The sequence below is a fragment of the Enterobacter cloacae complex sp. ECL72 genome, assembly GCF_019056635.1.
Taxonomy (GTDB): Bacteria; Pseudomonadota; Gammaproteobacteria; order Enterobacterales; family Enterobacteriaceae; genus Enterobacter; species Enterobacter hormaechei_C.
Map to the genome: position 1 here is coordinate 3088758 of NZ_CP077659.1, position 26614 is coordinate 3115371.

Annotated in this window: 29 protein-coding genes and 1 other RNA gene; 16 read left to right on the top strand and 14 right to left on the bottom strand. The window is 51.6% G+C overall.

Annotation, left to right across the window (positions count from 1 at the left end):
• The 7 genes from KTH07_RS14955 to ffh form a co-directional block, all read right to left on the bottom strand.
• Entirely contained in the window at positions 1–1371 is a 1371-nt protein-coding gene (locus KTH07_RS14955; RefSeq protein WP_023304264.1) for a PepSY domain-containing protein, read from the bottom strand.
• A 38-nt stretch (positions 1372–1409) separates the two neighbouring features.
• Positions 1410–1814, bottom strand: a complete 405-nt coding sequence (locus KTH07_RS14960) for a DUF2946 domain-containing protein (RefSeq protein ID WP_023304265.1) — start codon at positions 1812–1814, stop codon at positions 1410–1412.
• A 132-nt stretch (positions 1815–1946) separates the two neighbouring features.
• Positions 1947–2294, bottom strand: a complete 348-nt coding sequence (gene rplS, locus KTH07_RS14965; RefSeq protein ID WP_002914145.1) for a 50S ribosomal protein L19 — start codon at positions 2292–2294, stop codon at positions 1947–1949.
• Positions 2295–2337: 43 nt separating this feature from the next.
• Positions 2338–3105 (bottom strand): tRNA (guanosine(37)-N1)-methyltransferase TrmD, encoded by a 768-nt coding sequence (gene trmD, locus KTH07_RS14970; RefSeq protein WP_014832949.1) that lies wholly within the window; start codon positions 3103–3105, stop codon positions 2338–2340.
• Positions 3106–3136: 31 nt separating this feature from the next.
• Positions 3137–3676 (bottom strand): ribosome maturation factor RimM, encoded by a 540-nt coding sequence (rimM, locus tag KTH07_RS14975; RefSeq protein ID WP_015571575.1) that lies wholly within the window; start codon positions 3674–3676, stop codon positions 3137–3139.
• 15 nt (positions 3677–3691) lie between these two features.
• A complete protein-coding gene (gene rpsP / locus KTH07_RS14980; RefSeq protein WP_003863133.1) occupies positions 3692–3940 on the bottom strand; it encodes a 30S ribosomal protein S16 in 249 nt (82 codons plus the stop codon).
• 116 nt (positions 3941–4056) lie between these two features.
• Positions 4057–5418 carry a signal recognition particle protein gene (gene ffh, locus KTH07_RS14985; protein ID WP_217310784.1) on the bottom strand — a complete coding sequence of 454 codons (1362 nt, stop codon included), beginning with the start codon at positions 5416–5418 and terminating at the stop codon, positions 4057–4059.
• A gap of 166 nt (positions 5419–5584) precedes the next feature.
• On the opposite strand from ffh, the gene KTH07_RS14990 reads away from it, so the two are divergent.
• Both KTH07_RS14990 and KTH07_RS14995 read left to right on the top strand, forming a co-directional pair.
• Positions 5585–6376 carry an inner membrane protein YpjD gene (locus KTH07_RS14990; RefSeq protein ID WP_014832951.1) on the top strand — a complete coding sequence of 264 codons (792 nt, stop codon included), beginning with the start codon at positions 5585–5587 and terminating at the stop codon, positions 6374–6376.
• Positions 6377–6395: 19 nt separating this feature from the next.
• Positions 6396–7682, top strand: coding sequence for an HlyC/CorC family transporter (locus KTH07_RS14995; protein ID WP_026094274.1), 1287 nt, complete (start codon positions 6396–6398; stop codon positions 7680–7682).
• Between the two features lie 51 nt (positions 7683–7733).
• On the opposite strand, the gene grpE is transcribed toward KTH07_RS14995, so the two are convergent.
• Positions 7734–8327, bottom strand: a complete 594-nt coding sequence (grpE, locus tag KTH07_RS15000; RefSeq protein WP_003863126.1) for a nucleotide exchange factor GrpE — start codon at positions 8325–8327, stop codon at positions 7734–7736.
• A gap of 122 nt (positions 8328–8449) precedes the next feature.
• Between grpE and nadK the strand changes: the two genes are divergently transcribed.
• From nadK to bamE, 3 genes are all read left to right on the top strand, one after another.
• Positions 8450–9328, top strand: coding sequence for an NAD(+) kinase (gene nadK / locus KTH07_RS15005; RefSeq protein ID WP_017383004.1), 879 nt, complete (start codon positions 8450–8452; stop codon positions 9326–9328).
• Between the two features lie 85 nt (positions 9329–9413).
• A complete protein-coding gene (gene recN / locus KTH07_RS15010; protein ID WP_015571579.1) occupies positions 9414–11075 on the top strand; it encodes a DNA repair protein RecN in 1662 nt (553 codons plus the stop codon).
• Positions 11076–11213: 138 nt separating this feature from the next.
• A complete protein-coding gene (gene bamE / locus KTH07_RS15015) occupies positions 11214–11552 on the top strand; it encodes an outer membrane protein assembly factor BamE (RefSeq protein ID WP_023304267.1) in 339 nt (112 codons plus the stop codon).
• 108 nt (positions 11553–11660) lie between these two features.
• Here bamE and KTH07_RS15020 read toward each other — a convergent pair whose 3' ends face one another.
• Both KTH07_RS15020 and KTH07_RS15025 read right to left on the bottom strand, forming a co-directional pair.
• Positions 11661–11948 (bottom strand): RnfH family protein, encoded by a 288-nt coding sequence (locus KTH07_RS15020; RefSeq protein ID WP_023304268.1) that lies wholly within the window; start codon positions 11946–11948, stop codon positions 11661–11663.
• Positions 11938–12375, bottom strand: a complete 438-nt coding sequence (locus KTH07_RS15025) for a type II toxin-antitoxin system RatA family toxin (RefSeq protein WP_003863117.1) — start codon at positions 12373–12375, stop codon at positions 11938–11940. The genes KTH07_RS15020 and KTH07_RS15025 overlap by 11 nt, the downstream gene beginning before the upstream one ends.
• 156 nt (positions 12376–12531) lie before the next feature.
• On the opposite strand from KTH07_RS15025, the gene smpB reads away from it, so the two are divergent.
• The 5 genes from smpB to KTH07_RS15050 all read left to right on the top strand — a co-directional run bounded on the left by smpB (position 12532) and on the right by KTH07_RS15050 (position 17623).
• A complete protein-coding gene (gene smpB, locus KTH07_RS15030; protein WP_003863115.1) occupies positions 12532–13014 on the top strand; it encodes an SsrA-binding protein SmpB in 483 nt (160 codons plus the stop codon).
• Between the two features lie 89 nt (positions 13015–13103).
• Positions 13104–13467, top strand: a transfer-messenger RNA (tmRNA) gene (ssrA, locus tag KTH07_RS15035).
• Positions 13468–13650: 183 nt separating this feature from the next.
• Complete coding sequence (locus KTH07_RS15040) at positions 13651–14862, top strand: integrase domain-containing protein (RefSeq protein ID WP_180241449.1); 1212 nt, start codon at positions 13651–13653, stop codon at positions 14860–14862.
• Positions 14863–14873: 11 nt separating this feature from the next.
• Positions 14874–16955 carry a DEAD/DEAH box helicase gene (locus tag KTH07_RS15045; protein ID WP_180241450.1) on the top strand — a complete coding sequence of 694 codons (2082 nt, stop codon included), beginning with the start codon at positions 14874–14876 and terminating at the stop codon, positions 16953–16955.
• Positions 16952–17623 carry a DUF2290 domain-containing protein gene (locus KTH07_RS15050; protein WP_180241451.1) on the top strand — a complete coding sequence of 224 codons (672 nt, stop codon included), beginning with the start codon at positions 16952–16954 and terminating at the stop codon, positions 17621–17623. The genes KTH07_RS15045 and KTH07_RS15050 overlap by 4 nt, the downstream gene beginning before the upstream one ends.
• A 208-nt stretch (positions 17624–17831) precedes the next feature.
• Here the strand turns inward: KTH07_RS15050 and KTH07_RS15055 are convergent, their stop codons facing one another.
• The 3 genes from KTH07_RS15055 to KTH07_RS15065 are packed head-to-tail and all read right to left on the bottom strand — an operon-like array spanning position 17832 to position 19388.
• Positions 17832–18395, bottom strand: coding sequence for a phage polarity suppression protein (locus tag KTH07_RS15055; protein ID WP_206227633.1), 564 nt, complete (start codon positions 18393–18395; stop codon positions 17832–17834).
• A 28-nt stretch (positions 18396–18423) separates the two neighbouring features.
• Positions 18424–18642 (bottom strand): ogr/Delta-like zinc finger family protein, encoded by a 219-nt coding sequence (locus tag KTH07_RS15060; RefSeq protein WP_023323621.1) that lies wholly within the window; start codon positions 18640–18642, stop codon positions 18424–18426.
• A gap of 2 nt (positions 18643–18644) precedes the next feature.
• Complete coding sequence (locus tag KTH07_RS15065) at positions 18645–19388, bottom strand: capsid protein (RefSeq protein WP_206227632.1); 744 nt, start codon at positions 19386–19388, stop codon at positions 18645–18647.
• Between the two features lie 550 nt (positions 19389–19938).
• Here KTH07_RS15065 and KTH07_RS15070 point away from each other — a divergent pair.
• The 6 genes from KTH07_RS15070 to KTH07_RS15095 all read left to right on the top strand — a co-directional run bounded on the left by KTH07_RS15070 (position 19939) and on the right by KTH07_RS15095 (position 24943).
• Entirely contained in the window at positions 19939–20205 is a 267-nt protein-coding gene (locus KTH07_RS15070) for an AlpA family transcriptional regulator (protein WP_217310786.1), read from the top strand.
• Entirely contained in the window at positions 20202–20759 is a 558-nt protein-coding gene (locus KTH07_RS15075) for a host cell division inhibitor Icd-like protein (protein ID WP_059353804.1), read from the top strand. Before KTH07_RS15070 ends, KTH07_RS15075 begins: the two co-directional genes overlap by 4 nt.
• Complete coding sequence (locus tag KTH07_RS15080) at positions 20756–20983, top strand: hypothetical protein (protein ID WP_017692848.1); 228 nt, start codon at positions 20756–20758, stop codon at positions 20981–20983. The genes KTH07_RS15075 and KTH07_RS15080 overlap by 4 nt, the downstream gene beginning before the upstream one ends.
• Positions 20980–21300: a DUF5375 domain-containing protein gene (locus tag KTH07_RS15085; RefSeq protein WP_087924339.1), complete on the top strand. Its 321-nt coding sequence runs from the start codon at positions 20980–20982 to the stop codon at positions 21298–21300. The genes KTH07_RS15080 and KTH07_RS15085 overlap by 4 nt, the downstream gene beginning before the upstream one ends.
• A 14-nt stretch (positions 21301–21314) precedes the next feature.
• Positions 21315–23648, top strand: a complete 2334-nt coding sequence (locus KTH07_RS15090; protein WP_217310790.1) for a primase-helicase zinc-binding domain-containing protein — start codon at positions 21315–21317, stop codon at positions 23646–23648.
• 413 nt (positions 23649–24061) lie between these two features.
• Complete coding sequence (locus tag KTH07_RS15095) at positions 24062–24943, top strand: AbaSI family restriction endonuclease (protein WP_045344984.1); 882 nt, start codon at positions 24062–24064, stop codon at positions 24941–24943.
• 69 nt (positions 24944–25012) lie between these two features.
• On the opposite strand, the gene fliF is transcribed toward KTH07_RS15095, so the two are convergent.
• Positions 25013–26593: a flagellar basal-body MS-ring/collar protein FliF gene (gene fliF / locus KTH07_RS15100; RefSeq protein ID WP_253146097.1), complete on the bottom strand. Its 1581-nt coding sequence runs from the start codon at positions 26591–26593 to the stop codon at positions 25013–25015.
• Positions 26594–26614 lie beyond the last annotated feature (21 nt).

Genomic DNA, 26614 nt, shown 5'->3' on the forward strand with positions numbered 1-26614 from the left:
CTATTTAACGGATGTTCCGGCGAGCGACACGCCTGAAACCGCTCGCCAGCGCAGCCAGTCAATCACAATAAAGACCGCCAGACTGACGCCCATTACCGGCAACGCCAGCCCCAGCAGGAGGCTTATCAGGAACGACACTCCCCTTCCCCACAGCGGCAATGCCAGCCAGCTTTGGCAGAGCGTCTGTACCGGGTTCGCGGCTGACGTTGCAGGGCGACGCATCCACCACATCCGGTATCCCCAGATAATCAACACACACAGCGCAACGCCAAACGCGATGAGCAGCAGCTGATTTGCCAGACCAAACAGGATCCCCATATGGAAATCCACGCCCCAGCGGGTGAGTTTAGCCATCAGCGGGAAATCCCCGAAGCGAGTGCTGTCCAGCACCTTCAGTGAGTGGGGATCCACGGCAACGGCATCAACCTGCGTAGGCCAGCGGCGATCGATTTCCGTCACCGTCCAGGCCTGGTCGACCCTGCTTGCCGGACGGATCTCAACGTTGTTCGCATCAATCCCTGACTGGCGGGCGACCTGCAATACGTTGTCAAAAAGCGACAGTTTGACTGGCATTTCAGGCATCGTCATTCCCCCGTGATGACCACGATGTTCGGCGTGTTCATCCCTCATTTCCGGCGCACCGGAAAGGGTGGTGTTTACCTGCGGCGTCAGCCAGTTCATCTCTGCACGCAGCTTATCGACGTTGCCACCGGCCCATTGTGACCAGGTTAACCCGGTGACTGAGAACAACAGCATTCCCGCCAGTAACGTCCAGCCTAAGATCACATGCAGGCGACGACGATTCTGGAAACGATTGTTAATACGGCGCTTCGGTCGGGTGTAGAACCACAGCGCGATCCCGCCCAGGGCAGCAACCCACATCCACGAGGCGGCTAACTCGCTATAGAGCCGCCCGATGTTGCCCAGCATCAGCGAGGTATGCAGATAATCGATAGTCTGACGCAGCGGTAAAATCCCGCTGGTGCCGTACACGGTCATATCCCCTCGAATCTCAAGGCTGGTGGGATCAATAAAAATAGCCCGATGCTCGGAGGTACCCAGCGCCGGGTCGGCAAACATCACGCGGGTCGTTTCGCCCCCTTCCAGCCCCGGACGTACAGCATGTAAACGCAGCGCTGAACCCACGGCCTTTTCCGCCACGGCAATTTGTTCAGCAAGAGGCTGCGCCTCACCCACGGCATCCGTGTGGAGTGCATGATGGTACAGCGCCTTTTCAAGCTGCGGCGTGGCGACATACAGCGTTCCGGTCAGCGCTGCGAAGAAGATAAACGGACCGACAAACAGCCCGATATAGAAATGGAGGCGACGCAGCAGGTTTCCCCATGCCGCGCGCGGAGTGCAGGTAGTCATACTTTTCCTTTTTAAGGCAAAAAGTGAGTGATTTTGTTTTAAAGGGAGAAAGCAGACCGACGCGGCGGCGCGCGGGTATCGGGGTAAAGCCAGGGGAAAAAGTGCCAGTGGCTGACCGCCTGACGAGGCGGTTTCACGCGCAGCCGCTGCAACACCACGCTGAGCAGAACGATAAGCGCCAGCATCACGCCCGGCACATGCGCTAACAGCACGCAGTAGCCGCATGCTTCCGCATGGTCAACTGGCATAGAATGCGGCATATCACCATGATGCTCGTCCATCGACATCATGCTCATGTCATGGTGCATACCCGGCATGGCGCTCATGGGATCTTTTTGCAGCGAGACGGAGATCAGCGGCGCCACGACGATCAGCAGGATCGCAAACAGCGCGGTCAATGCCGCTGCGCGTTTCCAGTTACGCTGATGCAGTACGTTATCCACTTACCCTCCACCCAAGAGGCGAACATTGTAAATGATTTATGACGGAAGGGTTAACGCGAGAGGTGCGATGGGATAAAAAAAGGGCCAGCCTTTCGGCCAGCCCTTTCTAACAGGATGTCGCTTAAGCGAATCTTAGTTCAGACGCTCTTTAATACGAGCAGACTTACCAGTACGCTCACGCAGGTAGTACAGTTTAGCTTTACGTACAGCACCACGACGTTTAACAGCAATGCTGTCAACTACCGGAGAGTGAGTCTGGAAGACACGCTCAACGCCTTCGCCGTTGGAAATTTTACGAACAGTGAATGCAGAGTGCAGACCGCGGTTACGAATAGCGATAACCACGCCCTCGAATGCCTGCAGACGTTTTTTGGAACCTTCAACAACCCATACTTTCACTTCCACGGTGTCACCTGGACGGAAGGAAGGTACGTCCTGCTTCATCTGCTCTTGTTCAAGTTGCTTAATAATGTTGCTCATAATTTAATCTCTTATCCTGGGTAAACTGATATTCGGGAGCGTATTACGCATTCCCATCATGTTCATGCTGCTGGTGCGCGTGTTCAGTTTTGAACTCGGCCAGCAACTTTGCTTGCTCTTCAGTCAGAGCCAGGTTTTCCAGAAGTTCAGGTCTTCTAAGCCAGGTTCGGCCCAGCGACTGCTTCAAACGCCAGCGACGTATCTCGGCATGGTTTCCAGACAGTAATACTGCCGGGACTTCCATCCCTTCTAACACTTCAGGACGAGTATAGTGTGGACAGTCCAGCAATCCATCGGCAAACGAATCTTCTGTCGCCGAAGCTTCATGGCCCAGTACACCCGGAATGAACCGGGCAACGGAGTCAATCAGCGTCATTGCTGGTAACTCACCACCGCTGAGAACGTAATCGCCGATAGACCATTCTTCGTCAATCTCGGTTTGAATTACGCGCTCATCTATCCCTTCGTAGCGACCACAGACCAGAATCAGCTTTTGATTCGTCGCCAGTTCGCTCACGCCCGCTTGATCAAGCTTGCGTCCCTGAGGTGACAGATAAATCACCTTCGCGCCTTCACCTGCCGCGGCTTTTGCTGTGTGAATGGCGTCCCGTAAGGGTTGCACCATCATCAACATCCCCGGTCCGCCGCCGTAAGGACGATCGTCCACGGTACGGTGCCGGTCGTGCGTGAAGTCACGAGGACTCCAACTCTGGATGCTCAGCAGGCCATTCTTTACTGCCCGGCCAGTTACCCCGTAATCGGTAATCGCGCGGAACATTTCAGGAAACAGGCTAATTATGCCAATCCACATAGCGCCGTCTTTTACCGTTTATCCGGAGAATTTAAAAACCAGGATCCCAATCTACTTCAATGGTTTGAGTAGTGAGATCGACTTTCTTGATAACCTGTCCATCGAGGAACGGAACCAACCGCTCCTTGATGCCAAATGCATCTTTCAGGTTTGCCTTAATGACGAGAACGTCATTTGACCCGGTTTCCATCATGTCGATGACTTTCCCCAGGCTGTAGCCTTCAGTGGTCACTACCTGGCAACCCATAAGGTCTTTCCAGTAGTAGTCACCCTCTTCCAGCTGTGGCAACTGCGACGAATCCACAACAATTTCACAATTAGTCAGCGCATTCGCGGCATCACGATCGTCAATGCCTTTCAGCTTGATGATGATGTCCTGATTGTGGTGACGCCAGCTTTCCAGCTCGACCTCTTCCCACTTACCGGCTTTCTGGATAAACCAGGGCTGGTAATTAAAAATGCTATCAGCGTCTTCAGTGGAGGAAAACACTCTGAGCCAACCACGGATACCGTAGCAAGAACCCATTTTTCCCAATACGATCGGTTCAACAGGTGCTTTATTGCTCATCATGACCACCGTGACAGATTAAGCTGCTTTGTTTGCTGCTTTGATCAGCGTAGCAACGCGATCGGAAACAGTAGCGCCCTGGCCAACCCAGTGAGCGATACGATCCAGATCCAGACGGGTTTCTTCTTCTGCGCCAGCGGCCAGTGGGTTGAAGAAACCAACGCGCTCGATGAAGCGACCGTTGCGTGCATTACGGCTGTCAGTCACAACAACCTGGTAGAACGGACGCTTTTTAGCGCCGTGACGAGCTAAACGAATAGTTACCATAACATCCTCTTGTGTGAATAAAACAACCGGGCCCCATCGAGGAACGGAGCCCGGGTGTCATATTAAAAGCCCGAAAATTTTACTCATTTTCGGGCAAAAAGCAATCTCAAAAGCGATTAACGCCCAGGAAAACCGGGAGGCATCATGCCTTTCATGCCGCGCATCATCTTCGCCATGCCGCCTTTCTTCATTTTCTTCATCATGCGCTGCATGTCGTCGAACTGTTTCAGAAGGCGGTTAACGTCCTGCACCTGCATGCCGCAACCGGCTGCGATACGGCGTTTACGGGAACCTTTGATGATTTCTGGCTTCGCGCGCTCTTTCAGCGTCATCGAGTTGATGATGGCCTCCATACGCACCAGCACTTTGTCATCCATCTGGGATTTGACGTTGTCCGGGATCTGGCCCATGCCTGGCAGTTTGCCCATCAGGCTTGCCATGCCGCCCATGTTTTTCATCTGACGCAGCTGCTCAAGGAAGTCGGTCAGATCGAAACCGTCGCCCTTTTTCAGCTTGCTGGCGAGTTTTTCCGCCTTCGCGCGGTCAACCTTGCTTTCAATATCTTCGATCAGCGACAGCACGTCGCCCATGCCGAGGATACGGGAGGCAATACGATCCGGATGGAACGGCTCCAGCGCTTCGGTTTTCTCGCCCACGCCGAGGAACTTGATTGGCTTACCGGTGATATGACGAATAGAGAGCGCCGCACCGCCGCGGGCATCGCCGTCGACTTTGGTCAGCACCACGCCGGTTAACGGCAGGGCTTCGTTAAACGCTTTCGCGGTGTTTGCCGCATCCTGACCGGTCATGGCGTCAACAACAAACAGGGTCTCTACCGGATTGATAGAGGCATGCACCTGCTTGATTTCGTCCATCATCGCTTCGTCAACGTGCAGACGACCGGCGGTATCCACCAGCAGCACGTCGTAGAATTTCAGCTTCGCCTCTTTCAGCGCCGCGTTAACGATATCGACAGGCTTCTGCGCCACGTCGGACGGGAAGAAGTCTACGCCAACCTGCTCGGCCAGCGTTTCCAGCTGTTTGATCGCCGCTGGGCGATACACGTCCGCCGACACCACCAGCACCTTTTTCTTGTGCTTTTCGCGCAGGAATTTCCCCAGCTTACCAACGCTGGTGGTTTTACCCGCACCTTGCAGACCCGCCATCAGTACGACGGCCGGCGGCTGAGCCGCCAGGTTAAGCACCTGGTTCTCTTCACCCATCGCCGAAACCAGTTCGTTACGGACGATTTTGACGAACTCCTGACCCGGAGTCAGGCTCTTGTTCACTTCATGGCCAACCGCTTTCTCTTTCACGCGGTTGATAAAATCACGCACGACCGGCAACGCGACGTCTGCTTCCAGCAGCGCCATGCGCACTTCGCGCAGCGTTTCCTTGATGTTCTCTTCGGTGAGGCGTCCACGGCCGCTGATGTTGCGCAGCGTGCGCGACAAACGATCGGTTAAATTATCAAACATTGTCTCTCGCCTGGGGTAGAAACGTTAGGTCGCCTGGGCGACACATACACAGAATTTTGCCGGAGTATAACATGAAGGCGCCTTTGTTGTTATGCAACGGTTGGAGCAGGCGTCACGTAACGTTATACTGCTTCTCTTTCTTATTAAGACAACTGTCGACGCCTATATGCCTGTTTTCGCACTGATCGCCCTTGTTGCCTACTCTGTCAGCCTCGCGCTGATCATTCCTGGCCTGCTGCAAAAAAACAGCGGCTGGCGGCGCATGGCTATTCTTTCGGCAGTGATCGCACTGATTAGCCATGCGTTTGCGCTGGAATCACGCATCATTCCCGGCGACGGCAGCGTGCAAAATCTGAGCGTACTGAACGTCGGCTCGCTGGTCAGCCTGATGATCTGTACGGTCATGACCATTGTCGCGTCTAAAAACCGTGGCTGGCTGCTGCTGCCGATAGTCTACGCCTTTGCGCTGATCAACCTGGCGTTAGCCACGTTCATGCCCAATGAGTTTATTACTCACCTGGAAGCCACGCCGGGGATGCTGGTGCATATTGGCCTGTCGCTGTTCTCCTACGCGACGCTGATCATCGCCGCCCTTTACGCCATGCAACTCGCCTGGATTGACTACCAGCTGAAAAATAAAAAGCTGGCGTTTAACCACGAAATGCCGCCGCTGATGGTGATTGAGCGTAAGATGTTCCACATCACCCAGGTCGGTGTGGTTCTGCTGACGCTGACGCTGTGCACGGGCTTGTTTTATATGAAGAACCTGTTCAGCGTGGAGAATATCGATAAAGCGGTCCTCTCCATCATCGCGTGGTTTGTCTATATTGTCCTGTTATGGGGCCATTATCATGAAGGCTGGCGCGGTCGTCGCGTGGTCTGGTTCAACGTAGCGGGTGCGGGCATTCTCACGCTTGCCTATTTTGGTAGCCGCTTCATACAGCAATTTGCTGGCTAAGTAACAAAAGGAGTTCCCCCTGGAACACATCTCTACCACCACGCTGATCGTCATTCTGGTCATCATGGTGGTCATCTCCGCTTATTTCTCTGGCTCTGAAACCGGCATGATGACGCTGAACCGCTACCGGTTACGCCATCGCGCCAAGCAGGGTAACCGTGCCGCGCGTCGTGTCGAAAAGCTTCTGCGTAAGCCGGACCGGCTGATTAGCCTGGTGCTTATCGGTAACAACCTGGTCAATATTCTCGCCTCTGCACTGGGCACCATCGTCGGGATGCGTCTATACGGCAACGCAGGCGTGGCGATTGCCACAGGTGTGCTCACGTTTGTGGTGCTGGTGTTTGCGGAAGTGCTGCCCAAAACCATCGCCGCGCTTTACCCGGAAAAAGTCGCCTACCCGAGCAGCTTCCTGTTAGCACCGCTGCTTATTCTGATGATGCCGCTGGTCTGGCTGCTGAATATGGTGACACGGGTGCTGATGCGCATGGTCGGTATAAAGGCAGACGTCACCATTAGTAGCGCGCTCAGCAAAGACGAACTGCGTACCATCGTGAATGAATCCCGCTCGCAGATCTCCCGCCGCAATCAGGACATGCTCCTGTCGGTGCTGGATCTGGAAAAGGTCAGCGTTGACGACATCATGGTGCCGCGCAATGAAATCGTCGGGATTGATATCAACGACGACTGGAAGGCCATTGTCCGCCAGCTGACACACTCCCCGCACGGGCGTATCGTCCTCTATCGCGATTCCCTCGACGATGCCATCAGCATGCTGCGCGTGCGCGAGGCCTATCGTCTGATGACTGAGAAAAACGAGTTCACCAAAGAGGTGATGCTGCGCGCCGCCGACGAAATTTACTACGTGCCGGAAGGCACCCCACTCAGCACGCAACTGGTGAAGTTCCAGCGAAACAAGAAGAAAGTCGGCCTGGTGGTGGATGAATACGGCGATATACAGGGGCTGGTGACGGTCGAAGATATTCTGGAAGAGATTGTCGGGGACTTTACCACGTCAATGTCGCCTTCCCTTGCGGAAGAAGTCACCCCGCAAAACGACGGGTCAGTGCTTATCGACGGCAGCGCCAACATTCGTGAAATCAATAAAGCGTTCAACTGGCATTTGCCGGAAGACGAAGCGCGGACGATGAACGGTATGATCCTGGAAGCGCTGGAAGAGATCCCGGCGGCAGGCACGCGCGTGCGCATTGAACAGTATGATATTGATATTCTGGACGTTCAGGACAACATGATTAAGCAGGTGAAGGTCCTGCCCGTTAAACCTTTACGCGAAAGTATCGCCGAATAAAATGTAGGCCGGGTAAGGCGAACGCCGCCACCCGGCACTACAGGCAGCACGTTATGCTTTCGCTTTCGCCACGGTCACCATCGCAGCGCGAATAGTACGACCGTTCAGGGTATACCCTTTCTGCATCACGCCCAGCACGTTACCCGCGGCAACGTCTTCGGATTCCACCATCGCAATGGCCTGGTGAACATTTGGATCCAGCGGTACATCCGTATCGGCAATCACTTCAACACCGAACTTACGCACCACATCCAGCATGGATTTCAGCGTCAGCTCAATGCCTTCAATCATCGCCGCGTTATCCGGGTTAGCTTTATCCGCCACTTCCAGCGCGCGATCCAGGCTGTCGATCACCGGAAGCAGTTCGTTGACGAATTTCTCCAGCGCAAATTTGTGCGCCTTTTCAACGTCCAGCTCGGTACGACGGCGCAGGTTTTCCATTTCCGCTTTGATACGCAGTACGCCATCGCGTTCGCGATTCTGCGCTTCTACCAACTGAGCTTCCAGGTTGGCAATTTTTTCATCGCGCGGGTCCACCTGCTCAGCAGACGTGTCTGGCTCTACTGCCTCAACTTCATCGTGCTGTTCCGTGATAATTTCTTCAGGGGCTTGCCCCTCAGGCGTTTTCTGTTCTTTACTACTCATGAATTTCTCCGCGTTTTTCTGCATTCATCTCGCTAACTTCGCTTATTATGGGGATCAGTTTCCTGGATTCAAGGGAACAAGGCAGATTGTCATCATTCATCAGGCACAAGGACCTCCAGAAAATGAATAATCATTTCAGGTGTATTGGGATCGTCGGCCATCCGCGTCACCCTACCGCATTGACGACACATGAAATGTTGTATCGCTGGCTGTGTGGTAAAGGCTATGAAGTGATGGTCGAGCAGCAGATCGCCCAGGAGTTGCAGCTTAAAAGCGTCAGAACCGGCACGCTGGCGGAAATTGGCCAGCAGGCGGATCTCGCCGTGGTGGTCGGTGGCGACGGCAATATGCTGGGCGCGGCGCGAACGCTGGCTCGCTATGATATTAAGGTTATTGGTATTAACCGTGGCAATCTCGGTTTCCTGACCGACCTCGACCCGGACAATGCGCAGCAGCAGCTGGCGGACGTGCTGGAAGGCCACTATATCAGTGAAAAACGGTTTTTACTGGAAGCCCAGGTGTGTCAGCAAGACTGCCAGAAGCGCATCAGCACCGCCATTAACGAGGTGGTTCTCCATCCCGGTAAAGTGGCGCACATGATCGAGTTCGAAGTCTATATCGACGAAATATTCGCTTTCTCGCAGCGTTCTGACGGGCTGATTATTTCAACCCCGACGGGGTCAACCGCCTACTCACTTTCAGCCGGAGGCCCAATCCTGACGCCATCGCTGGATGCCATTACCCTGGTGCCGATGTTCCCGCATACGCTCTCGGCGCGTCCGCTGGTGATCAACGGCGACAGCACCATCCGCCTGCGTTTTTCCCATCGCCGTAACGACCTGGAGATCAGCTGCGACAGTCAGATTGCGCTCCCCATTCAGGAAGGTGAAGATGTCCTCATTCGCCGCTGCGATTACCATCTGAACCTGATTCACCCGAAAGATTACAGCTATTTCAACACATTAAGCTCCAAGCTCGGCTGGTCAAAAAAATTGTTCTGATTTTGCATCCAGCACTTTACTGTATATAAAACCAGTTTATACTGTATACAAACACAGTTATGGTTTTTCATACAGGAAAACAATTATGCTGGCACAACTGACCATCAGCAACTTTGCCATTGTTCGTGAGCTTGAGATCGACTTCCATAGCGGAATGACGGCAATTACCGGAGAAACCGGTGCAGGTAAATCCATTGCCATTGATGCCCTCGGCTTGTGCCTCGGCGGTCGTGCTGAGGGGGATATGGTGCGCACAGGCGCCGCCCGTGCCGATCTCTGCGCCCGCTTCTCGTTGAAAGACACACCTGCCGCCCTGCGCTGGCTGGAAGCGAACCAGCTCGAAGACGGACGTGAGTGTTTACTTCGCCGCGTCATCAGCAGCGATGGCCGCTCCCGCGGTTTTATCAATGGTACAGCGGTTCCCCTTTCCCAGCTTCGCGAGCTGGGCCAGCTGCTCATCCAGATCCATGGTCAGCATGCGCACCAGCAGTTAATCAAACCCGAACAACAGAAAGCCCTGCTTGATGGCTACGCAGGTGAGTACGCGCTTACTCAACTCATGGCGGAGCACTATCGTCAGTGGCATCAAAGCTGCCGCGAACTTGCGCAGCATCAGCAGCAAAGCCAGGAGCGTACCGCGCGCGCCGAGCTGCTGGAATATCAGCTGAAAGAGCTGAACGAATTTAACCCCCAGGCGGGTGAATTTGAGCAAATCGACGAAGAGTACAAGCGTCTGGCCAACAGCGGTCAGCTGCTTTCCACCAGCCAGACTGCCCTTAACATGCTGGCGGATGGCGAAGACGTGAATTTGCAGAGCCAGCTGTATAACGTGCGTCAGCTTGTGACCGAACTGACCGGCATGGACAATAAGCTTTCTGGCGTACTGGAAATGCTGGAAGAGGCCGCGATTCAGATTTCAGAAGCCGGGGATGAGCTGCGCCACTATTGTGAACGTTTGGATCTCGACCCGAACCGTCTGTTCGAACTTGAGCAACGCATCTCCCGTCAGATTTCACTGGCGCGTAAGCATCACGTAACCCCGGAAGAGCTGCCGAATTACTATCAGTCTCTGCTGGAGGAACAGCAGCAGCTGGACGATCAGGCCGATTCCCTTGAAACCTTGTCTCTGGCGGTCAATCTGCATCATCAGCAGGCGCTGGAAACGGCGAAACGGCTGCATGACGTGCGGCAACACTATGCGCTGGAGCTTAGCCAGCACATTACCGACAGCATGCATACGCTGGCGATGCCGCATGGGGTGTTCACCATAGATGTTCGCTTTGAAGAGAATCACCTGACGGCGGAAGGCGCAGATCGCGTAGAATTCCGCGTCACCACCAACCCGGGCCAGCCTTTGCAGGCGATTTCGAAAGTGGCTTCCGGCGGTGAACTGTCGCGTATCGCCCTGGCCATTCAGGTGATTACCGCCCGTAAAATGGAAACCCCGGCGTTGATTTTCGATGAAGTGGATGTGGGGATCAGCGGCCCGACCGCGGCCGTTGTCGGCAAACTGCTGCGTCAGTTAGGTGAATCGACGCAGGTCATGTGTGTGACTCACCTGCCGCAGGTCGCCGGTTGTGGTCATCACCACTTTATCGTCAGCAAGGAAACCGATGGCGAAATGACGGAAACGCACATGAAGCCGCTGGATAAACGCTCACGCTTGCAGGAGCTGGCACGCCTGCTCGGCGGCAGTGAAGTCACCCGCAATACGCTTGCGAATGCGAAAGAACTGCTGGCGGCATAAACTTTTTCGGGATCTCAGGGTCATACAGAACAACAAAAACGCCGCCAGACCGGTTTCAAAGTGGGGCAAGGTCTATTATCATCGGCATATTACATATGAGCCGCGTACTGCTCGGGCCCGAAAAGGAATCAAATCACTATGCGCTGTAAAACGCTGACCGCTGCCGCAGCGGTTCTTCTGATGTTGACCGCAGGCTGTTCCACTCTGGAGAAAGTGGTTTACCGTCCTGACATCAACCAGGGGAACTACCTTACCCCTAACGATGTGTCCAAAATCCGCGTGGGTATGACACAACAGCAGGTCGCTTATGCCCTGGGAACCCCGATGATGTCCGATCCGTTCGGCACAAACACCTGGTTCTATGTATTCCGCCAGCAGCCTGGTCATGAAGATGTGACCCAGCAAACCCTGACGCTGACCTTCAGCAGTGCCGGCGTGCTGACCAACATCGACAACAAGCCTGCCCTGGCCAAATAATCAGGCGTCAGCAACGCAAAAAGGTGCTCATTGAGCACCTTTTTTGTATCTGAATTCTTACGCAGAATCGTAGTCCCGGCAAGCGAAGCGCCACCGGGGGAGAAAGCGCTACTTACCCGATTTCTCCGCTCGCTGACGGCGCAGCTCTTTCGGGTCAGCAATCAGCGGGCGATAAATCTCAACCCGATCGCCATCCTTCAGCGTATCAGCAAGCTTTACCGGACGGCTATAAATGCCGACTTTATTCTTCGCCAGGTCAATATCACGGCGAAGTTCAAGGATGCCGGAGGCCCGGATAGCCGCCTCAACGGTGGCGCCCTCTTCAAGCGTCACGCGCTGCAAATACTGCTTCTCCGGCAGCGCATACACCACCTCAACAGCAATCTTATGCGACACTGTAAACCTCTTTGGCGCGCGTGGTGAACGCCTGAACCATATTCGAGGCCAGCTCTTTAAAGATACGGCCAAACGCCAGTTCGATCAGCTTATTGGTAAATTCAAAATCCAGATGAAACTCAATGCGGCAGGCGTCAGCGCTCAGTGGCGTAAACTTCCACCCTCCCATCAGTTTTTTAAACGGACCATCCACCAGATGCATCAAAATACTCTGATTGCTCGTCAGGGTATTGCGCGTGGTGAACGTTTTGCTGATCCCCGCTTTGGAGACATCCACGGCCGCAGTCATCTGCGTCGGGCCGGATTCCAGCACCCGGCTACCGGTGCATCCCGGAATAAATTCCGGATAGGACTGAACGTCGTTCACTAACTGATACATTTGTTCCGCGCTGTAGGGAACAAGCGCGGTACGGCTAATCTGAGGCATAGCATTTTCCATGGTCACACAACAGACAAATAATAACATTTATCACCTGTTAAAAAAACGCTAAGCCTTATCTCGTGCTAAGATAGCGCGTTAGACCTCACAGGACGCAATGAGGTGACTTTTTAAAATCAGATTACCGACGGCTTTACGACACTTATGACGAAGAAAAAAGCACATAAACCTGGTTCGGCGACCATTGCGCTTAACAAGCGTGCTCGCCACGAGTATTTCATCGAAGAAGAATTCGAGGCCGGCCTTGCGTTGCAGGGCTGGGAAGTAAAATCGCTGCGTGCCGGGAAAGCCAATATCGGCGACAGCTACGTGATCCTGAAAGACGGTGAGGCCTTCCTGTTCGGCGCGAACTTTACGCCGCTGACCGTCGCCTCTTCACATTACGTCTGCGATCCTACCCGCACCCGTAAGCTGCTGCTGAACAAGCGCGAACTGGAATCCCTCTACGGACGCATCAACCGCGAAGGCTTCACCGTGGTGGCGCTCTCTTTGTACTGGAAAAACGCCTGGTGCAAAGTGAAAATCGGCGTGGCGAAAGGTAAGAAACAGCACGACAAACGTACTGACCTGAAAGCACGCGAGTGGCAGCTCGACAAAGCACGTATCATGAAAAACGCAGGACGTTGATTCTGCACACTTATTGTACTATTCAATAAGTTAGCGTTTCGGGCTGGTGTCGAGGAAGTAAAATCTGGTATACTGAGTTCAACACTATTGGGGCTGATTCTGGATTCGACGGGATTTGCGAAACCCAAGGTGCATGCCGAGGGGCGGTTTGCCTCGTAAAAAGCCGCAAAAAAATAGTCGCAAACGACGAAAACTACGCTTTAGCAGCTTAATAACCTGCTAAGAGCCCTCTCTCCCTAGCTTCCGCTCTTAAGACGGGGATCAAAGAGAGGTCAAACCCAAAAGAGATCGCGTGGAAACCCTGCCTGGGGTTGAAGCGTTAAAACTAATCAGGCTAGTTCGTCAGTGGCGTGTTTGTCCGCAGCTGGCGTGCGAATGTAAAGACAAACTAAGCATGTAGTACCGAGGATGTAGAAATTTCGGACGCGGGTTCAACTCCCGCCAGCTCCACCAAATAATGATCCGGATAAGTCCGGTGAAGTACGGAAAGCCCGCATGGCACAAGCCCTGTGGGCTTTTTTGTGTCTGCCTTTGTCCGAGAACATCCGGCTAAATCCAGAGAAAATTGGTACACGTTTAGGTACACGCTATACTGTGGTCCATTAAACGTGTACCAATTATGGAAGGGATCCAGACATGGCGCGCATTACACGCCCCCTAACTAATAACGAAATCCTCAAAGCGAAACCCCGAGAAAAAGACTTCACCCTGCATGATGGTGATGGCCTGTTCTTACTCGTCAAAACCTCCGGTAAAAAACTTTGGCGCTTCCGTTATCAACGACCGGGAAGCAGCAGCCGCACAAATTTGAGTCTCGGCTCATACCCTGCCCTTACACTCGCAGCAGCTCGCCAGATACGCGACCAGCACTTAACCACGCTAGCGCAGGGCATGGATCCGCAACAGCAACAGGAACAAGCGTCAGAACAACGCCAAATTGAGTTAGACAGCATTTTTTCAACCGTGGCTGCTAACTGGTTCCAGATAAAAAGCAGAAGTATCACAAACGATTATGCAAAGGACATTTGGCGCTCTTTAGATAAAGATGTATTCCCTGAAATAGGTGCGATACCTGTTCAGGAGATTAAGGCGAGAACGATAGTTGAAGCATTGGAACCAATCAAAGCGCGTGGAGCACTTGAGACTGTTCGTCGCCTTGTGCAACGTATTAACGAAATCATGATTTTCGCAGTCAACACGGGCCTGATTGATACAAATCCGGCATCAGGTGTAGGCATGGCGTTTGAAAAACCCAAAAAACAAAATATGCCGACACTGCGGCCAGAAGAATTGCCGAAGCTAATGCGCTCTTTGGTTATGTCGAATCTCTCTGTTTCGACTCGCTGTCTAATTGAATGGCAGCTCCTGACCCTTGTGCGTCCCTCCGAGGCTTCTGGCGCTCGATGGGCAGAGATCGATCTTGATGCCAAACTCTGGACGATTCCAGCCGAACGAATGAAGGCCAAGCGTGAGCACATTGTTCCTTTGTCTCCTCAGGCATTAGATATTCTTGATGTGATGAAGCCTATTAGTGCTCATCGTGAACATATTTTTCCGAGCAGAAATGATCCGAAAATGCCAATGAACAGCCAAACAGCGAATGCTGCATTAAAGAGAATTGGATATGCTAGCAAATTAGTTGCTCATGGATTAAGGTCTATAGCTAGCACTGCCATGAATGAAGCTGAATTCAATTCTGATGTAATTGAGGCAGCACTAGCTCATAGTGACAAAAACGAAGTCAGAAGAGCATACAATCGCTCGACGTATTTGTCACAAAGGGAAGAATTAATGCAATGGTGGGGAGCCTTTGTAACTACTTCCTACTGCAAAAAAGATATTTCCTAAGGAATATTAATATGAAATTAAATGCAGACAGAAACAAATTATTCGCTAACCAAGAAGCAGGAAGATTGTATACAATCCTTAATGAGTTAGATCAAGAACAAAAATTGCATCTTCAAGAGTCCGAATTGTACTACGATTTTCCTTTATACAAAGATGATGACGACAACTTAGTTATTTCTCCATTAATGTTAGTCTCTCGACTGTATGGGATTATTATTTTTTATCTTTCAGATTGTCATGAAAGAGACGCTGAAACGACGCTACCAAATAATGACACGTTGTTAGAAAACATATACAGCCAGATTTATTCTCGCCTTTTAAAACAAAAAGCCTTACGAAAAAACAGGAGAGAACTGAACATAACTGTTGAATCTGCTATTTTTGCTCCATATGTAGATCCACAAAAAGATTATGATACTGATAGTGAAGTCATTGTCTCTAAAACATCAATAGAAAGATTCATAGAACAATTTGAAAACCCTGTAAGTGAGGATATTTATAGTGAAGCAGCTTCGACCATTGAAGGCGGAAAAGGATTAATCAGAGTAAAACAACGTGATACTGATGGTTTTTCTGAAGAATCAAAAGTACAAATCGTTAGCAAGCTAGAATCATCAATTGCACGATTTGATAGCAATCAGCTAGGAAGTTGCGTCAATGAAGTAGAAGGGATTGAACGAATTCGTGGCTTAGCTGGCTCAGGCAAAACAGTGGTTCTCGCAATGAAAGTGGCAATCACTCATTTGCGCAACCCTGATAAAAAAATACTTTATACTTTTAGTACCAAAGCGTTATATCAACACGTCAAAAGGCTAATAACCAGATTCTATAGGCAATTCAATGATTTAGATCCAGACTTTGAGGGGACAATAGATATTCTTCATGCTTGGGGAGGAGGCAATGCGCCCGGAGTATATTATAACACCTGCCAGAATAATTCTGCTCGATTCATTAATTTTGGCGAGGCACAGCGTGTTGCTCCTAAAGAACCATTTTCATATGCCTGTAGAAATTTAATAGAAAATTATGCAATCAAAAAGCAATATGACTATGTTTTTGTCGACGAGGCTCAAGATTTTGATAGCTCTTTCCTACAACTTTGTCTGAAACTGGCTCATAATGACAAAATGGTATTTGGATTGGACGTATTCCAAAACATTTTTCAGACAACAGCGCCAACCATTGAAGAAATATTAGGTGAAGGCAAAAATTTAAGTTTAGACAAGTTTCTTAATAGTTGTTACCGAACCCCATGCGCGACACTTATATGTGCCCATGCTGTCGGTTTAGGTGTTTATGGCAATCCAGTGCAAGCTATAAAGACACCTGAGGACTGGAAAAATCTTGGTTATCAAGTGGAAGGTAATCATGGTGAACGCTTTGTGTCTGGTGAGAAAATATCTGTATTTAGAACGATTGAAACATCCCCAACATTATATGATGCGGATAAAGATAAACTAATCATAACTCAGCACCATGAAAATTTATCATCAGAATGCCAATGGGTGGCGCAAAAAATACAATTTGATATCGTGAGCGAAGGTCTAAATGCTTCTGATATATTGATAGTTTGCGCTGATGACAAACACTATAAAAATTATTACAACCAAATCTCATACTTTTTATCTGAGTATGGAATAGACGTAAATAATGTTAATGCTGATAAATATAATATTAGTGATTTTTCTGTGGATAACAAAGTTACTTATTCCACAATCCATAAAGCAAAAGGAAACGAAGGATATAGCGTTTACATAATTGGTAGTGAATGTTTATATCACAACCCAAATGTAAAAAATAGAAACTTACTTTTCACAGCGATGACTCGCACCAAAGGCTGGCTTACAATGACTGGGATTGGATATCCTGCCATTGAACTTTTCCATGAAATTCAAGAAGCAAAAAACAACATTCCTTATCTTAAATTCAATTATCCATCAGGACAGACCCTTGATAAAATCGAGATCGACCTACAAAGATTTGCTCATGATGAAAGTCCGGAAGATTTTCAAAAATTACTTGAGGCTCACGGTGTCGACGGGTTAAAAGCTTTATTACGCGAGTATGAAGCGAAAAGGATGAAAAAGTCATGATCAACTTAGCCACATTTAATACAACCGCTAAAGCGTCCATTAATCTTGTGCGACATGTTGATTTACTAGGTAATTATAACAATGACGTTTATTACCCTGACAATATGCCTGGAGAGCTACGCCCTTTGACTTACGAAAAGGCATGGGAAAAATGCACATTAAATCAATGGTTTAACATACAACTTGACGATGGTTCATTATTCATTTTCAAGTATAATAGTTATACCTACTTAATGACACCTGTTAAAACCCTGGACTACAGAGAGTATTTGGATACCTATTATCCAGAAGAGGAGTGGCAGGATGTAGAGGAGTACAGAGTAATGATAAGTCAAGAATATGATAATTACATCGATACTCACACAAAGAACTTCCCGCCTATGCCTGTAAGATATGATATAGATGATGAACATTATTGTGAACATTCTCATCCGTACTGCCACTTTCATTTCGGTTCAGAAAATGAAGGTAGAATAGCAACGAAGAAAATGCTGACTCCGCTATCATTTACCGCGTTCATTCTACGCTCATTCTATCCGAAAGCATGGAAGATATATGCTGAATCACAGTTAATTGAAGAGCATCTGGATTCATTTTGTACTGGGTTACAAGTTGCGCCCCAAGAATATTGGGCTAACAGAGAAAATAAATTTCTGTCCATTGGCTAATAACTCTGGCGCGCAATGCTCTCCCCGCCCCGCCTGCCCGCTTAAGGGGGCGCTTTTAATGCAGGTGCATGACCGGCCTCAGGGCGCGCCAGTGCTGGCGCTGGCGGGGAATTCAGTGTCGGTAAAGCGCATGCAAAACCATGCACCTTATGCATGCATGGCTTTTATACGTAAAAATGGCGGGATTTTCGGGGCATTTTTAAGCGGACTACTGCACGGACAGTTCTGCGCGACGGCGGGTGTAATTCAGGTTCTGTGCAGGCGTGAATTTTTCACGATTATCATCGCGCGAAGCCGCGTCAGGCCTGAATCCGATGGCCTTTAAAATGTCATAATCCTGCGCCGGATAATTAATTTTTTCACCGGCTGACAGCCAGAGCTGTAGCGCCTCACGCAGACAGTCGAGTGAGTGCTGCATGGCACAGCGCTGAACGGCGGAGTGTTGCCCGGAATAATTCATCAGCTCCGGGGCAAGGGCGGCGGCCAGCTCCGCGCCGTGCACCTGCATAAAATCATTTAATCGGTCGCGGATGCTGATGCGCTGCACCTCCTCATGCGAGCGGATGTAGCGACCGGCAGCCTGATTAATTTCCCATTTTTTCACGTCGATAAACTCACGCAGCGTTTGCAGGCTCCGGCCGCTGTGGCCGCTGCCGGCAAGCTGTTCGCGGTATGCCTGTTCGGCCTGCGTCAGTTCTTCCCGGCGTTGCAGCCAGGCGGATTTATTTGCCTGACAGGCCTCAAAGGCTTTCTGTAGCGTCAGTGTGGTCACGTATGTTTCTCCTGATGACTGGCCGTGCTTACGCACCGGCACGGTTAACGGTGGCCGCCGGTGCGGGTAGCGGGATAACCGGCTCTGTCACCGGTGAACGAATAACCCCGTCGATGGATTCAAGCGTGCGGAACGTGGCCGAGCACTCGATGTTCATGCACTGGTGATAGCGCTGTTTGACGTTATCGGACAGATAGCGACTGGTGCGGGAATGCGCGCTGGTTTTGCAGAACGGGCAGTGAAACATGCTTACCCCTCCGCTTCTGTCTCGCCATTTTCAGCCAGCTTTCTGGCAAGCATCATTCTCTTCGCAGGGCTGCGTAACAGCTCCGTATCAACGTCAGTAATCTGCGGCCGGTGCATGCCCGTCACGGACAACACCGGCTCCTGCGTCATATCGAAGTGATACAGGCTGCCCTGACGACTCAGCGCATCGCGCAGCTCGCCAGTGGCCACGGACTGCGGGGCGCTTTCTCCCTTCATTTCGAGGGCACGAATGCGCAGCAGGAAAGCGCGGATGAGGGTGACAGGAACCGCATTGACAGCCTGAGCCCATTCCGCACCGGCGTAAGCGGTAAAGGCATCTTCATGCGCTGAAAGGTATTTATTGCCGGTGGAGCAGGCATTCAGCATGGCGCGTGTCCGGTCAGTCTCCAGCTCCGCAATCAGGCCGGTAAACTCGTCGGCCAGCTCGCGACAGGCGATACGCCTGCTGTGCTCAGCTTTCATTTCAGGCGTGAGACTGCCGCGCAGGGTGCGAAAGCGGCTGCGCCAGTCCTGCTCCGCCTCAGCGCTCTCATCGAGGGCTGTCTGCCGCTCCTGCTTACAGCGTTCAATGGACGTATCAATCTCTTTCAGCGCCTGCATGCTGGCCGCGTGGGTGTCTCTGGCCGCAGTGAATGCGCTCAGCTTGTCGGTGACGTGCTGGCTGTTCTCTGCGTACTGCTTGGCGGCAACGTCTTGCAGGGCGGTAATGACTGTTTCGGGTTTCATGTTCAGGCTCTCCGTTTATTCAACCTGAAATGATTCTGCCCTTCATCACACAACATCTCGATTCATTGCAGTTGTGGCAGTTCTGGCACAAACAACACTTAAAACCCGGCTGGCCAGAGAAAGGTCTCAGCAAAACCTTACTCACCGTTTGTTTTTTTACTTATAACTATTCACCACTGTTCACCTTAAATAAAAATATAAGTAATACAGTAAGATAAAGGGTGAACAGTTGAGGGTCTGACTGTTCACCGTCTGTTCGCCACTGTTCACCCATCTTCTGAACTCTCCTGGAGGTGTATATATTTTTTATTAATAAAAAATAAGCCATTAACCACTTTTGGTTATGTATGGATGTGCCAGAATGTGCCAAAGGATACCCACGATATACCAGAACATTGTCAGAGATTGTCGCTGTATAAAAAACAGTCTGCTGTGTGGTGAAGTACTGCAAAATGACTTGTTGCCCTGAGGGAAAATATTCACAGAATAGAGAGCTACCCGAGGCCGGACGGACACGCCCGGCACTGTATGGACTTTATGAGGTAGCCCGATGTACACTGCTTTTTCTTCCCCGTCTTCTGCCCCTGCCGCACCACTGATGACGGTTTCTGATGCCGTTCAGGAGCGCTTTATCCGCCTGCCCGAAGTGATGCATCTGTGTGGCCTGTCCCGGTCGACCATTTATGACCTCATCAGCCGGGAAGCCTTCCCGAAACAAATCTCCCTCGGTGGAAAAAATGTGGCGTGGGCGCAGTCTGAAATCACCGCATGGATGGCAGATCGCATTGCCGAACGCAACCGGGGCTATGACGCATGATGATGACCGTTCAGCATTCAGCCCCTTTTTCTGGCTTGCTTCCTGTCGTCGTTTCCAGGTATAGTTTTCCCGCTGTCGCAAAATCGGCAGCCGGAATTGGCGTTCCGAATAACTTCAAGGCGACACGACACGCGCCATGCGTGTTTTTTTATGTCGTTGCTCAGGCACACCCATTTTCAGGGCTGTGGTGTTTATTCGTGCACCCGAGTCCTTTTCTGATAATGGTAGTCCGGGCGGGGCAGCCTTCGGGCTGGCCGGTTTCCTTGAAGGCCGGTTACGCCAACCCCGTTCGGGCTGCCACCAGTGAAATTGGCGTTTCCGGTGGTAGTTTTTCAAACTACTTCAAGGAGGCTGCCATCATGGCTACTACCCTCACCCCATCGTACCCGCAGTTTGTCTTTGTGTTTGCCGCCGTTCGTCGTGCAGACCGTAAACCCCGTATCTGTATGCTCCGCACCGTTGCCGGTGATGAACACGCCGCACGCCTGTCGCTCGTTCGCGACTACGTTCTGTCGTTCGCTGGTCGCCTGCCGGTTGCGGAGGTGCGTGCATGAGACACACCACCATTACCGCCCGTGACCTCGAATGTCTGGAGCATATGCGCAACGTCGGCCAGCTCGTCAATGAGCTGATGCAGGTGCAGGACTGCGCCACCGTTCGTCGTGACCCTGCGCAGCAGTCACAGCTCACCTCCGTGATTTACCTTATGACCGCCCAGCTCGACGGCGTGGTAGAGCGCTGCAATCAGCGCTGGCTGACCGGGGAGGGCAACGTATGAAAAAGCCATTACCGCCCGTATTACACGCCGCGCTATATCGGCGCGCCGTGGCCTGTGCATGGCTGACCCTGTGCGAACGCCAGCACCGCTATCCGCACCTCACCCTTGACGCGCTGGAAAGCGCCATTGCCGCCGAGCTGGAGGGCTTCTACCTGCGCCAGCACGGCGAGGAAAAAGGCCGCCAGATTGCCTGTGCACTGCTGGAAGATTTAATGGAAGCCGGACCACTCAAAGCCGCGCCGTCACTGTCCTTCCTCGGGCTGGCCGTGATGGATGAACTCTGCGCCCGTCACATGCAATCACCTGTTGTGCACTGAGGGAGAAAATAACGATGAAAATGAACGTAACAGAGACCGTAAAACAGGCGTGCGGCCACTGGCCGCGCATTCTCCCGGCGCTGGGTGTGAAGGTCATTAAAAACCGCCATCAGGCCTGTCCGGTGTGCGGCGGCTATGACCGCTTCCGCTTTGACGATAAAGAGGGGCGTGGCACATGGTTCTGTAACCAGTGCGGTGCGGGTGACGGTCTTAAGCTGGTAGAGAAAGTGTTCGGTATGACCGCATCAGAGGCCGCCGGAAAGGTGGATGCCGTGACCGGCAACCTGCCACCGGTTGCCCCCGAAGTGATTGCGACAGCAGAGGCTGAAACCGAAGCTGACCGTAAAGCGGCGGCCGCACTGGCCGTCAGGCTCATGGAGAACACCCGACCTGCCAGCGGCAACGCCTACCTGACCCGCAAGGGCTTCCCCGACCGGGAATGTCCGGTACTGACGGTCATGCATAAAACCGGCGGCGTGACGTTCCGCGCCGGGGATGTGGTTGTCCCGCTGTATGACGATACCGGCGCACTGGTTAACCTTCAGCTTATCAGTTCTGACGGTCTCAAACGCACCCTGAAAGGCGGTCAGGTTAAAGGGGCTCGTCATGTCATCGAAGGGAAAAAACAGGCAGGCAAACGCCTGTGGATTGCGGAGGGCTATGCAACCGCGCTCACCGTGCATCACCTGACCGGGGAAACCGTCATGGTGGCGCTGTCCTCCGTGAACCTCCTTTCTCTGGCGAGCCTTTCCCGTCAGAAATCCCCGGCCTGTAAGATTGTCCTCGCCGCCGACCGTGACCTGAACGGCGACGGCCAGAGCAAAGCCACAGCAGCCGCTGGAGTGTGTGAGGGCATTGTTGCCCTGCCGCCGGTGTTCGGTGACTGGAATGATGCATTTATACAGTACGGCGAGGAAGCCACGCGCAAAGCCATTTATGACGCCATCCGGCCACCGGCGCAAAGTCCGTTCGACACCATGAGCGAGGCAGAATTTACCGCCATGAGCGCCAGCGACAAGGCTTTGCGGGTCCATGAGCATTACGGCGAAGCGCTGGCGGTGGATGCGAACGGCCAGCTCCTGTCCCGCTATGAAAACGGCATCTGGAAAAATATCCCGGCCGCCACTTTCTCACGAAATGTGGCTGATTTATTCCAGCGCTTACGCGCCCCGTTCTCATCCGGGAAAATTGCCTCGGTGGTGGAGACCCTGAAACTGATTATTCCGCAGCAGGCCGCACCGGCACGGCGTCTGATTGGCTTTCGCAACGGGGTGCTCGATACCCAAAGCGGCATATTCAGTCCACATCATAAATCGCACTGGCTGCGCACGCTGTGCGACGTGGATTTTACCCCGCCGGTGGAAGGCGAAATGCTGGACACTCACGCGCCGAACTTCTGGCGCTGGCTCGACCGGGCGGCCGGTAAAAATCCACAAAAGCGCGACGTGATACTCGCTGCGCTGTTTATGGTGCTGGCGAACCGCTACGACTGGCAGCTCTTTCTCGAAGTCACCGGTCCCGGCGGGAGCGGCAAAAGTATTCTGGCTGAAATCGCGACCCTGCTCGCCGGGGAAGATAACGCCACGTCAGCCGATATCGACACACTGGAAGACCCGCGCAAGCGTGCATCCCTGATTGGCTTCTCGCTTATCCGTCTGCCAGACCAGGAAAAATGGAGCGGTGACGGGGCAGGACTCAAGGCCATCACCGGCGGCGATGCGGTCTCGGTTGACCCGAAATACCAGAATCCATATTCAACGCATATTCCGGCGGTGATTCTGGCCGTGAACAACAACCCGATGCGCTTCACCGACCGCAGCGGCGGTGTATCCCGTCGCCGGGTGATTATTCATTTCCCGGAGCAGATTGCCCCGGAGGAACGCGACCCGCAGCTCAGGGATAAAATTGCGCGCGAGCTGGCCGTTATCGTGCGCCAGCTTATGCAGAAATTCAGCGACCCGATGACCGCCCGCGCACTGCTCCAGTCGCAGCAGAACTCCGACGAGGCACTCAATATCAAGCGCGATGCTGACCCGACGTTTGATTTTTGCGGTTATCTGGAAATGCTGCCGCAGACCAGCGGGATGTTTATAGGTAATGCCAGTATCGTCCCGCGTAATTACCGTAAGTATCTCTATCACGCGTATCTGGCCTATATGGAGGCCAACGGGTACAGAAACGTGCTCAGCCTGAAAATGTTCGGGCTGGGACTGCCCATGATGCTGAAAGAGTACGGCCTGAATTATGAAAAGCGGCACACAAAGCAGGGGATACAGACCAACCTGTCGCTGAAAGAGGAAAGCTACGGCGACTGGCTGCCGAAATGCGACGAACCCGCAGCGACATAACCCACTCCAGACCGGCTACAGCCGGTCTTTTCCTTTCTGGCCATTGCCACAAGGTGAACAATCCACTGTTCACCCTTCACCGTATCTTCACCCTGTATCATCATGAAATTATTAATAAAAAACCAGAGGTGAACAGTGTGAACAGTAAAACCTAAAAAAACTTTTTATCCCCCCACCACATCGCCTGACCGGGCAGATCCAGAACGAGCAAAAATCACAAAGGGGAAGATTCGACTTTTCACTCCTCACCAACTCACCACCGCTTAACCACATGATATAAAATAGAAAATCGTCGAAGTTAACAGTATAAACAGTTAGATTAAAAAAATACTAACGCATCTTATGGCGATAGGTAACACTATCGCCATAAGAAAAAGCACATTACATGAAGAACAAAGAAGGAAGGCATATAAATGGATAAAACTGATTACATCCTACGTTCACTTACGAAAACCTCAAAAAAACGATGGGAACATTATGCAGTAACTCGCATTTATCATCTTTTAAATGATCCCGACATTGAATTTGTCTGCCAGCAATGTGTCAGAAAAGAAAATGGAAAAATCTATTTGGCAGATTTATTTTTCCCACAACTGGAACTTTATCTTGAAATTGATGAAGGGCATCACAACAGTGAGCAATCACAAATAGATGATGCGAAACGTCGTATGGATATTACTGAAGCTACAGGATTTTTAGAGAAAAGAATTCCCGCCAGCGAAATAAGTCTTGAAATTTTCGATCGTTATATCAATGAATTTATTGAGTTGATACGCAATCGTAAAAATAGAATGATTAAAGATAAAAAATTCAAAGAATGGGATTATGATAATAAATATACAGCTCGTCCACATCTTAAGGCAGGAAGGATATCTGTAGGTCCAGATGCCGTCTTCAGATACCACCGGGATGCTTTGAACTGTTTCGGTTACAACAAAGGACATCATCAGTCTGGCGGTTGGAGCATTCCTTCTCACATAAGTGAAGCAATGGGTCTATCAGGAAAATGCATGGTTTGGTTTCCAAAACTATATGGAAATTCAGATTGGGGAAATGAATTGACTGATGATGGTAACAAAATCATAGAGCGGAATATAAAAGATGATGAGGGATACACAGAACGCTGGGATAAACGAATTGTTATGGCACATTCTCGTGATGAGTTGAACAGGACACTGTACCGATTTCTTGGGGTGTTTGAAGCTATCCCTGGTCACCATACTGGCAACATACTAGAGTTTCATCGTGTAAGTACATCGGTCAATGTATACCCTCCTAATGATGCTGCCCCATGATTAACAGCATATTTAGTTCCCTGTTTATACGAGATACAACACTGCTACAGTGAGAAAATTGGTACACGCTTAGGTACACAACTGAAAGTTGAATACGAAAAAATCTCTTACTTTTAATAGGTTGGGAAATTTATTCAGACTCCGCCAGCCCTGACGCGCCTCTTTTTCCATTTCCATGCGGCGCAGGCTGGTTTCCTGATGGCGGATCCAGGCCGGATGAACAAGCTTACGCCACATAACCCAGGCGATAATCGCAATAACCAGATAACGCGCAATCGCCATCATCAACTGATAAAACTTATCCTGTTTCCAGAATGGCGGGAGTTCCTCTTCCTCAACCCCGTTAAACGGCGAGTTCAAAATATTGACGCTATCGCCGCGTGAGGCCGTATAGCCGACAGCCTCTTTAACCAGAGCATTAATACGGTTCAGTTCAGCCTCACTCAGCGGACCCGGCTTGCCCTCAGCGCCTTGCGGCAGATGGTTTATCACCACCGCGACTGAAAGACGATCGATGCGCCCCATGGCATTTTTAATGTGGGTTAGCGTGCGATCGACCTCAAAATTGGTGGTCTCATCGTTGTGATTGTTGTAGGGCTGTGAACGGTCATTTCCGGTACCAGCGGTACTGGTTTGAGCGGCAGGCTTGTCAAGCGGCTGCGTAAGTGGCGCAGTGGCAGGCGCTGGCGGCTGATTCGTCAGCGCGCCCGGTACGCCGCCATTGCCGCGTCCATTACCCTGCTCGGACTGGCTCGTCTGGCGGCTTCGAATCACCATTTTTTGCGGATCGGCGTTGGGCTGATACTGCTCCTGCGTCTGCTCCTGCTGGGTAAAATCAATCTGTGCCGTGACCTGGGCGCGAATATTTTTGCTGCCCACCAGCGGCGCCAGGATTCGCTGGATGCGCTGCTGGTAATCACTTTCGATCTCACTGGTGTACTTCAGCTGTGACGTTTGCAGGCCGCGCAAACCACTTTGGGTGAGCAGCTCACCCCGCTGATCGACGATAGTGACATTTTCTGCCGTCAGCCCCGTCACGGCGCTGGAAATCAGATGGGTAATGGCAATGACCTGTCCTTCATCCAGGGTACGCCCCTGAATCAGGTTGACGGTAACGGAAGCCGTCGGCTGTTTTTGCTCACGCACAAACATCGTCTGCTTGGGTGTGGCAAGATGAACGCGCGCCGATCTGATCGGCCCCAGGTTTTCAATAGTACGCGCCAGCTCTCCCTCAAGCGCCCGCTGATAATTAACCTGTTCGCTAAACTGGCTAATACCAAACTTTTCCTTATCCAGCAGTTCAAACCCTACGGAGCCGCCTTTTGGCAACCCCTGTTGGGCCAGCTTCATACGCACTTCATGGACCTGCCCTTCAGGAACCAGAATAGCGCCACCCGGCGCGTCGATGCGGTAAGGGACATTCATCTGCGACAGCTGGGCAACAATGGCCCCACCGTCTTCATCACTGATATTGCTAAACAACACGCGATAGCCTGGCTCTTTTGCCCAGAACATAAGCGCAATTAATACCGATACGGCAGCCGCGGCGCAAATGACCAGCGATAGCTTCGGGCTGGCGCGAAGCCATGACAGAGCCGATTTAATTCGGTCAGCCGGATTATTCGTTAAATCATTTAATGTGGCACTCATGCCGTGATCCTGTAAGAAATA